The following is a 15,017-nucleotide window of genomic DNA, read 5'->3' on the forward strand; positions in this document are numbered from 1 at the left end:
GGTTTCCCTCCCCCCCCCCCCCCCCCCCCACCCCCCCCCCTCCCCCCCCCCCCCCCCCCCCCCCCCCCCCCCCCCCCCCCCCCCCCCCCCGCTGCAGTTTGTGGGGACATTTCATGGCATGCGGCGTTTCCACCGTGGCTGAAAGTCTTCGAAAGCCCGCGCACGAGCCGCCTCAGCAGTTCCCCAGCATCCGCGTCACCTCTATCTCGATCACCACGCGCGCCGGATTCGGCCGAGGTGTCCGCCGGTACCGCTCGGCGTAGCGCCGCTCCGCCTCCGCGACCCGTTCCGCATCCGTCCGCACCCGCGCCCGCCCCTCCAGGGTGGCCCAGCGCCGGCCGTCCACCTGGCACACCGCCACCCGGGCGCCCTCGGGCCCGGCCGCGCTCACGTGCCGGGCCTTCGCACTGGTCCCGCTGGTGATCACCCGGGCCACTCCGGCCTCCGCGTCGTAGGTCACCCCCACCGGCACCACGTGCGGGCTGCCGTCGGGGCGGAGTGTCGTCAGGGTGCACAGGTGGCGTTCTCGCCAGAACTCCAGGTACTGCTCAGAGGGGATCGACATGCCCGCAACCTAGTCCCCGCAGGGGTTCCCACCTACCTTGAGCGGAATAGACTCAACTTTGTGTACGCTGATTAAGTCAGCAGTGGAGAGCGGTCGAGGAGGAGAACGGACAACGTGGACGCCGAGCTGACCAACAGGAGCCGGGACGCGATCAACGCGGCCAGCAACCGGGCCGTGACCGAGGGGCACCCGGACCTCACCCCTGCGCACCTGCTCCTCGCGCTGCTCGCGGGGCAGGAGAACGAGAACATCACCGACCTGCTCGCGGCCGTCGACGCCGACCAGGCCGCCGTACGCTCAGGGGCGGAGCGGATCCTGGGCCGGCTGCCCAGCGTGACCGGATCCACCGTCGCGCCTCCGCAGCCGAACCGCGAGCTGCTGGCCGTGATCGCGGACGCCACCGAGCGCGCCAAGGCGCTCGGCGACGAGTACCTGTCCACCGAGCACCTGCTCATCGGCATCGCCGCGCAGGGCGGCGCGGCCGGGGACGTACTGGTGGAACAGGGCGCCGATGCGAAGAAGCTGCAGGAGGCCTTCCGGAAGGCCAGGGGAGGACGCCGCGTGACCACCGCCGACCCCGAGGGCCAGTACAAGGCCCTGGAGAAGTTCGGCACCGACTTCACCGCCGCCGCCCGCGAGGGCCGGCTCGACCCGGTCATCGGGCGGGACCAGGAGATCCGGCGGGTCGTGCAGGTGCTGAGCCGCCGTACGAAGAACAACCCCGTCCTCATCGGTGAGCCCGGTGTCGGCAAGACCGCCGTGGTCGAGGGGCTCGCCCAGCGGATCGTCAAGGGCGACGTGCCCGAGTCGCTGAAGGACAAGCGGCTGGTCGCGCTGGACCTCGGCGCGATGGTGGCCGGCGCGAAGTACCGCGGCGAGTTCGAGGAGCGTCTGAAGGCCGTCCTCGCCGAGATCAAGGACTCCGACGGGCAGATCATCACCTTCATCGACGAGCTGCACACGGTCGTCGGCGCGGGCGCCGGCGGCGACTCCGCCATGGACGCCGGCAACATGCTCAAGCCCATGCTGGCCCGCGGCGAGCTGCGCATGGTCGGCGCCACCACCCTGGACGAGTACCGCGAGCGGATCGAGAAGGATCCCGCCCTCGAGCGCCGCTTCCAGCAGGTGCTGGTAGCCGAGCCGACGGTGGAGGACACCATCGCGATCCTCCGCGGCCTCAAGGGCCGCTACGAGGCCCACCACAAGGTCCAGATCGCGGACTCGGCGCTGGTGGCGGCGGCCACCCTCTCCGACCGCTACATCACCTCACGCTTCCTGCCCGACAAGGCCATCGACCTCGTCGACGAGGCCGCCTCCCGGCTGCGCATGGAGATCGACTCCTCGCCCGTCGAGATCGACGAACTCCAGCGCGCCGTCGACCGGCTGAAGATGGAGGAGCTGGCGATCGGCAAGGAGACCGACCCCGCCTCCCTCGCCCGCCTGGAGAAGCTGCGCCGCGACCTCGCCGACAAGGAGGAGGAGCTGCGGGGCCTCACCGCCCGCTGGGAGAAGGAGAAGCAGTCCCTCAACCGGGTCGGCGAGCTGAAGGAGAAGCTGGACGACCTGCGCGGCCAGGCCGAACGCGCCCAGCGCGACGGCGACTTCGACACCGCCGCCAAGCTGCTCTACGGCGAGATCCCGCAGCTGGAGAAGGAGCTTGAGGCCGCCTCCGAGGCCGAGGAGGCGTTGACGTCCTCCGCCTCCGGCGGGGGCGCCAAGGACACGATGGTCAAGGAGGAGGTCGGCTCCGACGACATCGCCGACGTCGTCGCCGCCTGGACCGGCATCCCGGCCGGCCGTCTGCTGGAGGGCGAGACGCAGAAACTGCTGCGCATGGAGGACGAGCTGGGCAAGCGGCTCATCGGCCAGAGCGAGGCCGTACGCGCGGTCTCGGACGCCGTACGACGCTCCCGCGCCGGCATCGCCGACCCCGACCGCCCCACCGGCTCCTTCCTCTTCCTCGGCCCGACCGGTGTCGGCAAGACCGAACTCGCCAAGGCGCTCGCCGACTTCCTGTTCGACGACGAGCGGGCCATGGTCCGCATCGACATGTCGGAGTACGGCGAGAAGCACAGCGTGGCCCGGCTGGTCGGCGCACCTCCCGGATATGTCGGCTACGAGGAGGGCGGCCAGCTGACCGAGGCGGTGCGCCGCCGCCCGTACTCCGTCATCCTCCTGGACGAGGTGGAGAAGGCCCACCCCGAGGTCTTCGACGTCCTGCTCCAGGTGCTGGACGACGGCCGCCTGACGGACGGTCAGGGCCGTACGGTCGACTTCCGCAACACCATCCTGGTGCTCACCTCCAACCTGGGCAGCCACTTCCTGATGGACCCGCTCACCAGTGAGGAGCAGAAGAAGGAACAGGTCCTGGAGGTCGTCCGGTCCTCGTTCAAGCCGGAGTTCCTCAACCGGCTCGACGACCTGGTGGTCTTCTCCGCCCTGACCAAGCCCGAGCTGGAGCGGATCGCGAAGCTCCAGATCGACCGGCTGGGCAAGCGACTCGCCGAGCGCCGGCTCACCCTGGACGTCACGCCCGAGGCGCTGGCCTGGCTGGCGGAGGAGGGCCTGGACCCGGCCTACGGCGCCCGCCCGCTGCGCCGCCTCGTCCAGACCGCCATCGGCGACCGCCTCGCCAGGGAGATCCTCTCCGGCGAGGTCAAGGACGGCGACACGGTGCGGGTGGACAGGTTCGGGGACGGCCTGCTCGTGGGACCGGCCACGGGGAAGACGCTGTGACACCCGCCGTCGGGCGGAACCTGTCAGCCGTCGGCTGACAGGCGGCGTCGGGGCTTGCCTCCCCCCTCCCCCTCTGGGGGAGGATGGCCAGATCCACCATGAAGGGAAAAACACGGTGAGCATCGACCCGTCCTCGATTCCGAACTTCGGGGGCCAGCCCGAACCGCAGCCCCAGGGACCGGCCGGCCCCGTCCTCCCGGATCAGGACCTCGTGAAGCAGCTCCTCGACCAGATGGAGCTGAAGTACGTCGTCGACGAGGAAGGCGACCTCGCGGCGCCGTGGGAGCAGTTCCGCACCTACTTCATGTTCCGCGGGGAGGCCGAGCAGGCGGTCTTCTCGGTGCGGACCTTCTACGACCGCCCCCACCCCATCGACGACAAGCCCCAGCTGCTGGAGTCCGTCGACGACTGGAACCGCCGCACCCTGTGGCCCAAGGTCTACACCCACACCCATGACGACGGCACGGTCCGTCTGATCGGTGAGGCCCAGATGCTGATCGGCACGGGCGTCGACATCAACCACTTCGTCTCCTCGACGGTCAGCTGGGTGCGGGCCGCGATCGAGTTCGACAAGTGGCTCGCCGAGCAGCTCGGCCTGGAGCAGGAGGTCAACGAGGCGGACGAGCCCGAGGACGACGGCGACGGCGAGTAGGCCCCGCCGCACGGCCTACAGCGGCGTGTGCGCGTACACCACCAGGTACGCGCCGTAGAGATAGCTGAGCCCGGCCAGGCTCGCGACCAGCACGGTCGCGTGCCAGGGCCGGGCTTTCGCCGTGTGCACCAGCAGCCGGGCGAGCGGCAGCAGCAGCGGAAAGGCCGGCAGCAGGAACCGCGGCTTGGACTCGAAGAAGCCCGACCCGCCGAGCGCGATCAGCAGCAGCACCCCGCTGTGCACGAGCAGCGGAAGCGGAGCGCGGTCCAGGAGCAGCAGCGCGTACAGCACCGCCCCCGCCACCACGAGCGCCAGCGCCACCGGGAACACGAACCGGCCGCCGTGCAGCAGCATCGCGCGCACGAACTCCAGCGAGCCCCGTCCGAAGTCGAACCGCGACCCCCACAGCCGCTGCACCTCGAAGTAGCCGCCCAGCACGTCCCCCTTGCGCCGGCCGACCCACATCACGTACGCCGTCCAGCCCAGCGGGGCGAGCGCCGCGCCCGTCCACAGCCTGTGGGAAACCTTTCCGCGCCGCCGCCACACCTCCCAGCCCGCCGCGGCGAGCACCGCGGCGGCCACCGCGAACCCGTTCGGCCGGGTCACGCCCGCGAGCGCCGCGAGAACACCGGCCCACAGCCAGTTCCCGGCCAGCACCGCGTACAGCGACCAGGCCGCGAACGCGGTCAGCACCGGCTCGGTGTACGCCATCGACAGCACCACCGAGTGCGGCAGCAGACCCCACAGCAGCACCAGTGCGATGCCGGTGGCCCGCCCGTGCAGCCGGGTGCCGACCGCGTGGATACCGGCGGCGGCCACGGCGGCCGCGGTCCACGAGACCAGCAGTCCGGCGACGCCCCCGTCGAGCGGCACCAGCGCGGTCACCGCCCGCAGCAGTCCCGGGTACAGCGGGAAGAACGCGAGGTCGCTGTGCGGGCCGGGGTCGCGCGAGGGCAGGTCGTGGCCGTAGCCGTGCGCGGCGATCCCCAGGTACCACACCGAGTCCCAGGACCGGGCGAGCAGCGTCAGCGGGTGCTTGCCGGCGGCCTGCGCGACGACGGCGAGCACGGCCGCACCGGTGAGCCGGGCCCCCAGGAACAGGCCCACGGCGACCCCGCTCGCGCGCACGGTGCGGGTTCGCTGGGCAGGCTTCGGCGTGGTGAGGGGCGGAGCGAGGACGGTGCTGGCGTGGGTCACATCTCTGCACCCTGCAAGCGAGGGGGCGCGAGCGCGAGCAGGTGACGGCCGTCGGTGTCACGGGTTCACCTGTGTCGAGTAAACGCCCCCTCGCGGCGCGCCTACAGCGCCCGCAGCCGTTCAGCGGCCTCCCGCAGGACCTCCTCCCGCTTGCAGAACGCGAACCGTACGAACGGTGCCCCGGCCTCCCGGTCGTCGTAGAAGACGGCGTTGGGGATGGCCACGACGCCCGCGCGCTCCGGCAGCGCGCGGCAGAAGGCGAAGCCGTCCTTCTCGCCGAGGGGGCGGATGTCGGTGGTGATGAAGTAGGTGCCGGCCGGCTGGAAGACCTCGAACCCCGCCTCCGCCAGTCCCCGCGCCAGGATGTCCCGGCGGGCCAGCATGGACCGGCGGAACTCCTCGAAGTAGGTGTCGGGCAGGGCGAGCGCCTCGGCGACCGCGTACTGGAAGGGGCCCGAGGAGACGTAGGTCAGGAACTGCTTCGCCGAGCGGACCGCGCCGGTCAGCTCCGGAGCGGCCGTGACCCAGCCGACCTTCCAGCCGGTGAAGGAGAACGTCTTGCCCGCCGAGCCGATCGTCACCGTGCGTTCGCGCATGCCCGGGAAGGAGGCGAGCGGCAGATGCTCGGCGTTGCCGAAGACCAGGTGCTCGTAGACCTCGTCCGTCACCACCAGCAGGTCCCGCTCGACCGCCAGCTCGGCGATCGCGGCCAGTTCCGCGCGGGTGAGGACCGTACCGGTCGGGTTGTGCGGGGTGTTGATCAGCAGCAGCCGGGTGCGGTCGGTGACGGCGGCGCGCAGCTCGTCCAGGTCCAGGCGGAAGGACGCCCCCTCCTCGAAGTGCGGCCGCAGGGTCACCGGTACGCGGGTGCCGCCCGCCATCGCGATGCTCGCCGCGTAGGAGTCGTAGTACGGCTCGAGGGCCACGACCTCGTCGCCCGGCTCCAGCAGGGCCAGCAGCGAGGCCGCGATGGCCTCCGTGGCGCCCGCGGTGACCAGCACCTCGGTGTCGGGGTCGTAGGAGAGGCCGTAGCGGCGCCGCTGGTGCGCGGCGATCGCGGTGCGCAGCTCGGGGACGCCCGGGCCCGGCGGGTACTGGTTGCCGCGGCCCTCGCGCAGCGCGCGTACGGCGGCCTCCCGGACCTCTTCTGGCCCGTCGGTGTCGGGGAACCCCTGGCCGAGGTTGATCGAGCCGGTCGCGACGGCGAGGGCGGACATCTCGGCGAAGATCGTCGTGCCGAACTCGGCGAGCCGCCGGTTCAGGTGAGGGCGTGCGCTGGAGGTCATGCCGGTCATCTTCCGCCCAGGCGCACCTTCGGCGGTACCCAGCACGCCACCTTTGACCAGGAGGTGTCGCGATCAGGACAGGCGGGGGGCCGTTTCCCGGGAAGGACCCTCTGAAGTTCCTCAACTCTGCTTTGCGCCCCGAGACGGCCGGGCATCCCCCCGTCACCGCGGTCCACGGGGGGCCGCTTCGGGGGAACGGAAGGAGGGTGACGCCATGACCGTCGGCATCATCTTCATCCTGGTCGTGGTCGCGTTCGTGACCCTCACGGCGCTGGCGGGGAGCAGGAGCCGACAGTGCAAGGTGTCACTCGGCAAGGGAGGCCGCGGCCGGTCCGGGTCCTCCGGCTCGTCCTCGTACGACGGCAGCAGCAGCTGGTGGGCGGGCAGCGCCGACTCCGGCTCCTCGGGCGGGCACCACGGCGGGCACCACGGGGGTCACTCCTCCTGCGGCGGCGGTCATTCCTGCGGAGGCCACTCCTCCTGCGGCGGGGGCTCATCCTGCGGCGGAGGTTCGTCGTGCGGCGGCGGGGGCGGATGCGGCGGAGGCAGCTGACACGGGGCAGCTGAGCTTTCGGGGGAACCGCATACGGCCGCACACGAGCGCCCGCCGGCGAGGCAACCGGCGGGCGCTCGCCGTCCCGGCGTCCGCGCCCGGCGTGCGCCATGGTTGAACAGTTGAACTGTGGAGCCCTCTGAGGGATGGAAACCCCACGAAGTTGGGTAAAAACGCTGTGGGCGCGCCTCTGTTCATGATTCCCTCTAAATCGCCAACGCAGCCCCTCGGACGTCCTGAGACTCCCCACCCGGCCGAGCCGGCTGGGCTGACATGGCCGATCTCCCCCTCATCGCGTGTTAGCGGAGCCGATCCATGCTCACGACCCTGAACACCTCCTACACCGATACGCGCGCTGCCGACCTGGCCTGGGCTCTGGGACGCGAGCCGCTGCCGGCCCTTGCCACCCTCGATCTGGAACTCATGGGCGCGAAGCTCCAGTTGAGACTGCTCGGCGCCTCCCACCAGGTGCTGCTGGAGGAGGAGCGCGGCACCTGTTCGGAGACGGTCGCGTGCATCCCCGGCTCCAGCACCCCGCTGCCGCTCGGCGTCGCCAAGCGGGTCGGCGACTGGGAGTACGAGTTCGCCGCGCGCGTCGAGGTGCTCACCCCCGGCTCTTTCGAGGGCCGGGCACAGGAGTTGCTGGCCCTCGTCTCCGATCATCCGCACGGCCTCGCGGGCGTCTTCCCGGGCAGCCCGCACGCGTTCACCGCCATGTTGGCACAGCACCACGAGGGCCAGGTGCACTGGCGCACCTGGCACGCCTACCCGCAGGACGGCCAGTTGGTGGCCACCCGGACCCGGGTCGGGGCGCGGTCGAAGGCGGCGCGGCCCGCTGAGCACACCGCGCCGACATAAACCCGCCGGGCGCCAACCGGCCCCAGTTCCACACGTGTGGGTGACGAAGCGTACCGGGCGAGTGACGTACCGTCGCAACGTGATCGAACCGCACGCCCCCGCGCCTCCGGGCGCCCCGCCCTCCTGGACAGGCCCCGCCCGGCTGCCCGTCCGGCCAGGCACCGGGCGGTTCCTGGTTCTCGTGTGCGTCTTCGTCTGCGCGGCCTGCGGACTCGTGTACGAGCTCGAACTGGTCGCGTTCGCCTCGTACTTGATAGGCGACTCGGTCACCCAGGCCTCCGTCGTGCTGTCCGTGATGGTGTTCGCGATGGGCATCGGCTCGCTCGGCGCGAAACGGCTGCGCTGGCACGCCGCGGCCGGCTTCGGCGCGATCGAGACCGTCCTCGCGCTGGTCGGCGGGTGCAGCGCGATGGCGCTGTACGCCGTCTTCGCCTGGACCGGCGACTGGGGCGGGGTGTGGGCCGAGGGCCCGCGCTGCCTCCTGGTCGCCTTCTCGCTCGCCATCGGGCTGCTCATCGGCGCCGAGGTCCCGCTGCTGATGGAGCTGATCCAGCGCATCCGCCGGCAGGACGCGGGCGGCGCGGTCGCCGACCTGTTCGCCGCGGACTACGTGGGCGCGCTGGTCGGCGGCCTCGCCTTCCCGTTCCTGCTTCTGCCCCTCCTCGGCCAGTTGACGGGCGCTCTGCTCACCGGCACCGTCAACGTGGTGGCGGGCGGCGCCCTGGTGCTGGGCCTCTTCCGCCGCGACCTGACCTGCCGGGCCCGCTGGACCCTGCTCGTCGTCGGTCTCCTCGTCCTCGGTGTCCTCGCCTCCGCCGCCGCGCTCGCCGGCGACTTCGAACGCGCCGCCCGGCGCGCCGTCTACGGCAAGGACGTCCGGGTCGCCGAACAGACCGGCGTCCAGGAGGTCGTCCTCGCGGGCGGCACCGACGGCAGGCCCCTCGACCTCTTCCTGGACGGCCGGCTCCGGGTCGGCCGCGACGAACGCAGCTACCACGAGGCCCTCGTGCACCCCGCGCTGTCCGGCGGGCCACACGCGCGCGTCCTCATCCTGGGCGGCGGCGACGGCCTGGCCGCCCGAGAGGTGCTGCGCCGGCCCGGGGTACGCCGCGTCGACATCGTCGAACTCGACCCCGGCCTGGTCCGCCTGGCCCGCCACGACCCCGGCCTGTCCACCGCCAACGGCCACGCCTACGACGACCACCGCGTCCACACGACCACGGCCGACGCGCTCGGCTGGCTGCGCGGGGCACGGGAGCGGTGGTACGACGTCGTGATCGCCGACCTCCCCGACCCCGGCATCACCGCCAGCACCAAGCTGTACTCCCAGGAGTTCTACGGCCTGGCCCGCCGCGTCCTGGCTCCGCACGGCCGCCTCGTCGTCCACGCCGGGTCCGTCACCACCCGCCCCCGTGTCTTCTGGACGGTCGCGGCCACCCTGCGCGCGGCAGGCTTCGCCGACTCCCCCTACCGTGTCCTCGGCCACGACTCGGGCTTCCCGGCCGGCCCCGACCGCGCGGCGGGCGCGTCCGGAGCCCCGCACGACTGGGGGTTCCTGCTCGCGGCCCCGGGACGGACCCCGCCACCGCTGCGCCTCGGGTCCTGGCATCCGCGCACGCTGACCCAGCGCGAACTGACGGCGGACGGGCGGGCGGCGGCGCGGACGCGGACCGGGGGTCTGCCGGCCTCGACGCTGGTGCACCCGCGGTACTGAGAGCCGGTTTTCGTGAGGGTACTTTCCGGTCACACGTGGGTAGGCTCAGCGGACATGGAGCACCAGGTCTTCGTCCCGGTCCCGGTCGAGCCACTCAGGGACGCACTCGCCGATCCCGCCCAGGTCGCCCGCGCGGTCCCCGGCCTGCACCAGGACGCCGGTGCCGAACCCGTCGCCGGGCGCCTGAAACTGCGCGTCGGCGGACACTCCGTCACCTACCGCGGTACGGCTCGGGTGGTCGCCCACGCGAACGGCACGTACGCCGTCGAGGCCGACGCCACCGAGGCCCGCGGCACCGGCGCCGTGAAACTCGCCCTCACCCTGCGCCTCACGGACACCGACGGCGGGACGACGGTCACGGTCGAGGGCACCGCGGACGCGGACGGCCGCATCGCCGAGCTGCCGGCGGACGCGGTGACCGCGGCGGCGACCCGCCTGCTGAACCGGTTCGTGGAGAACCTGGCGACGACTCCGGAGCAGCAGGACCAGGACCAGGTGCAGGACCAGGAGCCCGGGGCCGAGCACTCCTCCGTGTTCGACACCGAGATCCCGCCGCCGTCCCTGGACCCGGCGGCCGACCGCCTCACGGACGGCTTCGCCGACACCGGTGAGCCGCCCGCCGAGGCCGCGCACGCGCGCCGGACGATGATCGGCCGCAGCGCCGAGGAGGTCGACCACGCGCCACCGCGCGGGCGCTACGCACCGGTTCCGGCGCCCCAGGCGGTGACGGCGACCTCGGCACTGCGCTGGGCGGCACCGGCAGCGGCGCTGGCCGTGGCGTCGGCGATCGTCGTCAGCAGGGCCCTGCGCAAACGCCGCTGAGCGAAGGCGCCCGCGGCCGAAGCCCCGGCCGATCCCCAGTACTGTCGTCCCGTGAGTAACGAAGACATCACGCTGACCGCGGGAGACGCAGAGGTCCGCATCAGCGCCGCGGGCGGCGGCCGTATCAGCGGCCTGAGGATCGGCTCCCTGGAACTGCTCAGGCAGGGGCACCGCTACGGCTGCTTCCCGATGGTGCCCTGGTGCGGCCGCACCAGGGACGGCCGCTTCCTGGACGGCGGCACCGTCCGCCAGCTGCCGCTCAACTCCCCGCCCCACGCCATCCACGGCACCGCCCGCGACGGCGCCTGGCGCACCGCGCGCGTCTCGGAGAACGAGGCGGTGATCACGTACGAGCTGGTCGATCCCTGGCCGCACCCCGGCCGCGTCACCCAGAGCGTCGCGCTCGCCGAGGACGGCCTCACGCTGACGATGTCCGTGGAGGCGTACGGCGACTCCTTCCCGGCGCAGATCGGCTGGCACCCCTGGTTCAACCGCAACCTGGGCGGCGAGGACGTGACGGTCGGCTTCGAGCCCGCCTGGCAGGAGGAGCGCGGGGACGACCACCTGCCCACGGGGAACCGGATCGACCCCAAGCCCGGCCCCTGGGACGACTGCTTCGGGATGCCCGGCGGCGTCGACGTCACCCTCACCTGGCCGGGGCAGCTGGAGCTGAGGGTGACCAGCCGCGAGGAGTGGGTCGTCGTCTACGACGAGCAGGCGGAGGCCGTGTGCGTGGAGCCGCAGACAGGCCCGCCCAACGGACTCAACACCCTCCCGCGCCTGGTCACCCCGCTGGAGCCGCTGGAGGCGTCGACGACCTGGAGCTGGCGGCGCCCTTAAGCTGGTCGGCATGACGGACGTTCGCGGCGCGCTGCTGCAGCAGATCAAGGACAAGGCCGTGGTGCACGGCAAGGTGACCCTGTCGTCGGGCAAGGAAGCCGACTACTACATCGACCTTCGCCGCATCACGCTGGACGGCGAGGCCGCGCCGCTGGTCGGTCAGGTCATGCTCGACCTGACCGCCGAACTGGACTACGAGGCCGTCGGCGGGCTCACCCTGGGCGCCGACCCGGTGGCCACCGCGATGCTGCACGCCTCGGCCGCGCGCGGCAAGGTCCTCGACGCGTTCGTCGTCCGCAAGCAGGGCAAGGCCCACGGTCTGCAGCGCCGGATCGAGGGCGCCGAGGTCAAGGGCCGCCGGGTGCTCGCCGTCGAGGACACCTCCACCACCGGCGGCTCCGTGCTGACCGCCGTGGAGGCGCTGCGCGAGGCCGGCGCGGAGGTCGTCGCCGTCGCCACGATCGTGGACCGGGCCACCGGCGCGGCCGAGGCGATCGCCGAGCAGGCGGGGGTGCCGTACGTCTTCGCCTTCTCGAAGGATGAACTGGGTCTGGACTGACGACGCGGATTGACCTGGACTTGTCCGGCGCATGGACCAGCGGTCCATGTCTGGAAAGATGGGGACGACGATGACGTCGCAACCCAGGTCTAGGTCAGGGCCGTAACGCACCAATCCAACCCGCAACACCAAGGAGCGGACAGATGCCCATCGCAACCCCCGAGGTCTACAACGAGATGCTCGACCGGGCGAAGGCAGGCAAGTTCGCCTACCCGGCCATCAACGTCACCTCGAGCCAGACCCTGAACGCGGCGCTGCGCGGCTTCGCGGAGGCGGAGAGCGACGGCATCGTCCAGATCTCGACCGGTGGTGCCGAGTTCCTCGGCGGCCAGTACAGCAAGGACATGGTGACCGGCGCGGTCGCCCTCGCCGAGTACGCGCACATCCTCGCCGAGAAGTACCCGGTCAACATCGCGCTGCACACCGACCACTGCCCGAAGGACAAGCTCGACGGGTACGTACGCCCGCTGATCGCGGTCTCCGAGGAGCGCGTGAAGGCCGGCCGGAACCCGCTGTTCCAGTCCCACATGTGGGACGGCTCCGCCGAGACCCTCGCCGACAACCTCGCCATCGCCCAGGAGCTGCTGGAGCGGACCCGCGCCGCCAAGATCATCCTCGAGGTGGAGATCACCCCGACCGGCGGCGAGGAGGACGGCGTCTCGCACGAGATCAACGACTCCCTGTACACCACGGTCGAGGACGCGATCCGCACCGCCGAGGCCCTGGGCCTGGGCGAGAAGGGCCGCTACCTGCTGGCCGCCTCCTTCGGCAACGTGCACGGCGTGTACAAGCCGGGCAACGTCGTGCTCCGCCCCGACCTGCTGAAGGAGCTGAACGACGGCGTCGCCGCCAAGTTCGGCAAGGCGTCCCCGTTCGACTTCGTCTTCCACGGCGGCTCCGGCTCCACCGAGCAGGAGATCCTGACCGCGCTGGACAACGGCGTCGTGAAGATGAACCTGGACACGGACACCCAGTACGCCTTCACCCGTCCGGTCGCCGCCCACATGTTCCAGAACTACGACGGCGTCCTGAAGGTCGACGGCGAGGTCGGCAACAAGAAGGCCTACGACCCGCGCACCTGGGGCAAGCTGGCCGAGGCGAGCATGGCCGCGCGCGTCGTCGAGGCCACGCAGAACCTGCGCTCGGCGGGCAACAAGATCAAGTAGGCGGTACCCCGCGGTGGGCCCGGCGGCTGTTCCTGCCGCCGGGCCCGCTGTATACCTGGGGGGTGCCCGATGTCCGGCTGTCCTCCCCCCAGGGCAAGTGGATCCTGTTCACCACGATCCTCGGCTCCAGCATGGCGCTGCTGGACTCGACCGTCGTCAACGTCGCGCTCCCGACCATCGGCCGCGACCTCGGCGCGCCCCTCGGCGCCCTCCAGTGGACGGTCAACGCGTACATGGTCACGCTGGCCGGCCTGATCCTGCTGGGCGGTTCACTGGGCGACCACTACGGCCGCCGGAAGATCTTCGTGCTGGGGGTGGTGTGGTTCGCCGCCGCGTCCCTGCTGTGCGGCTTGTCGCCGAACCCGCCCGTACTGATCGCCGCCCGTGCCCTGCAGGGCATCGGCGGCGCGCTCCTGACCCCCGGCTCCCTGGCGATCATCCAGTCGTCCTTCCACCCCGACGACCGCAGCCGGGCCGTCGGCCTGTGGTCCGGCTTCGGCGGGATCGGCGCGGCGGTCGGCCCGTTCCTGGGCGGCTGGCTGGTGTCCGGCCCCGGCTGGCGCTGGGTGTTCCTGCTGAACGTCCCCCTGGCGCTGCTGTGCGTGCCGGTGGCGCTGCGGCACGTGCCGGAGTCGACGGACAAGGGCGGGCATCGCCGCTTCGACGTCCTCGGCGCGGTGCTGGGCGCCCTGGCGCTGGCCCTGCTGACGTACGCGCTGATCGAGGCGCGGACGGGCTCCCTGGCGGTGACCCTGACCGGAGTGGCGGGCCTGGTGGCGGCCGTGGCCTTCGTGTACGTCGAACACCACCGCCCCGATCCCATGCTCCCGCCGGGCATCTTCGCCTCGCGCCAGTTCACCGCGGTCAATCTGGTCACCCTGTGCGTCTACGCGGCGTTCGGCGGCTTCTTCTTCCTCACCGCGCTGCAGCTCCAGGTGGTGGCGGGCTACTCGCCGCTGGCGGCCGGTACGGCACTGCTGCCGACCACGGCCCTGATGCTCCTGTTCTCCGCCCGCTCGGGCGCTCTCGCGGACCGTACCGGCCCGCGCCTGCCGCTCACGGTCGGGCCCCTGCTCTGCGCGGCGGCGATGCTGCTGATGCTGCGGGTGGGCAGGGACGCCGACTACCTCACGGACGTCCTGCCCGCGCTGCTGGTGATGGGCGCCGGCATGGTCACCCTGGTCGCCCCGCTGACGGCGACGGTCCTCGCCTCCGTCGACGCCGCTCGGGCGGGCCTGGCCAGCGGCATCAACAACGCGGCGGCCCGGGCGGCGGGCCTGGTCGCGGTCGCGGCGCTGCCTCTGCTGGCGGGGATGGGCCCGGAGGCGTACCGGGTCCCGTCGGCTTTCGACGCGGCGTTCGACCGGGCGATGCCGATGCTCGCGGGGACGCTGCTGCTGGGCTCGGCCGTGGCGTTCGCCCTGGTCCGCCGACCGGAGCCGGGCTGCCTGCGCCCGGAGTGCCGGATGCACGGAAACGTGACGACGCCACCGTTGGAGGGGGAGCGGAGGAAGGGCTGAGGAGGGGCAGGGGAGCAGCAGGGGAATGGCCGGGGGCGCTCGCACGGCTGCCCGCAAGCCGAGCCCGCATATGCCCGCGGTGCGAGAAACTGGACCCATGACGATTCACGAGAACCTCCTCGGCGGCCCGCCCCCCACCCACCTCCCCGATGACCCGGAGCCCCGCGAGATGCTCGCGAACGGCACCGCGCCGGCGGATGTCGCCGCCAAGTACCCCACCTCCTCCCTCGCCTGGGCCCAGCTGGCCGACGACGCGTTCGAGCGCGGCGCGGTCGTGGAGTCGTACGCCTACGCCCGTACGGGCTACCACCGCGGCCTGGACGCCCTGCGCCGGGGCGGCTGGAAGGGCCACGGCCCGGTGCCCTGGGAGCACGAGCCGAACCGCGGCTTCCTGCGCGCCCTGCACGCCCTCGCCCGCGCCGCGCAGGCGATCGGCGAGCAGGAGGAGTACGAGCGCTGCTCGCAGTTCCTGCGGGACTCCTCCCCGACGGCCGCCCAGACCCTGGGCTGACCTGGCGCACGGCCCCGACCGGAGTCACCGGTGTGGCC

Annotated in this window: 14 protein-coding genes; 11 read left to right on the forward strand and 3 right to left on the reverse strand. The window is 72.2% G+C overall.

Annotation, left to right across the window (positions count from 1 at the left end):
* Positions 1–172: 172 nt before the first annotated feature.
* Positions 173–565 carry a pyridoxamine 5'-phosphate oxidase family protein gene (locus tag ACZ7HQ_RS35410; protein WP_470999012.1) on the reverse strand — a complete coding sequence of 131 codons (393 nt, stop codon included), beginning with the start codon at positions 563–565 and terminating at the stop codon, positions 173–175.
* 114 nt (positions 566–679) lie between these two features.
* Between ACZ7HQ_RS35410 and clpB the strand changes: the two genes are divergently transcribed.
* Positions 680–3,301 (forward strand): ATP-dependent chaperone ClpB, encoded by a 2,622-nt coding sequence (clpB, locus tag ACZ7HQ_RS35415; protein ID WP_470999014.1) that lies wholly within the window; start codon positions 680–682, stop codon positions 3,299–3,301.
* Positions 3,302–3,416: 115 nt separating this feature from the next.
* The gene (locus tag ACZ7HQ_RS35420) at positions 3,417–3,953 is read left to right on the forward strand and encodes a type III secretion system chaperone family protein (RefSeq protein WP_470999016.1); all 537 of its coding nucleotides are present in this window, start codon (positions 3,417–3,419) and stop codon (positions 3,951–3,953) included.
* 15 nt (positions 3,954–3,968) lie between these two features.
* On the opposite strand, the gene ACZ7HQ_RS35425 is transcribed toward ACZ7HQ_RS35420, so the two are convergent.
* Together ACZ7HQ_RS35425 and ACZ7HQ_RS35430 are read right to left on the reverse strand one after the other, a co-directional pair.
* On the reverse strand, positions 3,969–5,150 hold the full coding sequence (locus tag ACZ7HQ_RS35425; protein WP_470999018.1) for a hypothetical protein: 1,182 nt from the start codon (positions 5,148–5,150) through the stop codon (positions 3,969–3,971).
* A gap of 101 nt (positions 5,151–5,251) precedes the next feature.
* A complete protein-coding gene (locus tag ACZ7HQ_RS35430) occupies positions 5,252–6,445 on the reverse strand; it encodes a pyridoxal phosphate-dependent aminotransferase (protein WP_470999020.1) in 1,194 nt (397 codons plus the stop codon).
* A 205-nt stretch (positions 6,446–6,650) separates the two neighbouring features.
* Between ACZ7HQ_RS35430 and ACZ7HQ_RS35435 the strand changes: the two genes are divergently transcribed.
* The 9 genes from ACZ7HQ_RS35435 (at position 6,651) to ACZ7HQ_RS35475 (ending at position 14,979) form a co-directional block, all read left to right on the forward strand.
* A complete protein-coding gene (locus ACZ7HQ_RS35435) occupies positions 6,651–6,989 on the forward strand; it encodes a hypothetical protein (RefSeq protein WP_470999022.1) in 339 nt (112 codons plus the stop codon).
* A 315-nt stretch (positions 6,990–7,304) separates the two neighbouring features.
* Complete coding sequence (locus ACZ7HQ_RS35440) at positions 7,305–7,847, forward strand: DUF2617 family protein (protein WP_470999024.1); 543 nt, start codon at positions 7,305–7,307, stop codon at positions 7,845–7,847.
* Positions 7,848–7,926: 79 nt separating this feature from the next.
* Positions 7,927–9,561: a polyamine aminopropyltransferase gene (locus ACZ7HQ_RS35445; protein ID WP_470999026.1), complete on the forward strand. Its 1,635-nt coding sequence runs from the start codon at positions 7,927–7,929 to the stop codon at positions 9,559–9,561.
* Positions 9,562–9,615: 54 nt separating this feature from the next.
* Positions 9,616–10,383 (forward strand): SRPBCC family protein, encoded by a 768-nt coding sequence (locus ACZ7HQ_RS35450; protein WP_470999028.1) that lies wholly within the window; start codon positions 9,616–9,618, stop codon positions 10,381–10,383.
* Between the two features lie 51 nt (positions 10,384–10,434).
* Positions 10,435–11,223 (forward strand): aldose epimerase family protein, encoded by a 789-nt coding sequence (locus ACZ7HQ_RS35455; RefSeq protein WP_470999030.1) that lies wholly within the window; start codon positions 10,435–10,437, stop codon positions 11,221–11,223.
* A gap of 10 nt (positions 11,224–11,233) precedes the next feature.
* The gene (gene pyrE / locus ACZ7HQ_RS35460; RefSeq protein ID WP_449199466.1) at positions 11,234–11,782 is read left to right on the forward strand and encodes an orotate phosphoribosyltransferase; all 549 of its coding nucleotides are present in this window, start codon (positions 11,234–11,236) and stop codon (positions 11,780–11,782) included.
* A gap of 143 nt (positions 11,783–11,925) precedes the next feature.
* Positions 11,926–12,948: a class II fructose-bisphosphate aldolase gene (gene fbaA / locus ACZ7HQ_RS35465; RefSeq protein ID WP_470999032.1), complete on the forward strand. Its 1,023-nt coding sequence runs from the start codon at positions 11,926–11,928 to the stop codon at positions 12,946–12,948.
* 62 nt (positions 12,949–13,010) lie between these two features.
* Positions 13,011–14,468 carry an MFS transporter gene (locus tag ACZ7HQ_RS35470; protein WP_470999034.1) on the forward strand — a complete coding sequence of 486 codons (1,458 nt, stop codon included), beginning with the start codon at positions 13,011–13,013 and terminating at the stop codon, positions 14,466–14,468.
* Between the two features lie 97 nt (positions 14,469–14,565).
* Positions 14,566–14,979: a DUF3151 domain-containing protein gene (locus tag ACZ7HQ_RS35475; RefSeq protein WP_470999036.1), complete on the forward strand. Its 414-nt coding sequence runs from the start codon at positions 14,566–14,568 to the stop codon at positions 14,977–14,979.
* Positions 14,980–15,017: the final 38 nt, after the last annotated feature.

The organism is Streptomyces sp. NPDC037290, assembly GCF_055603245.1.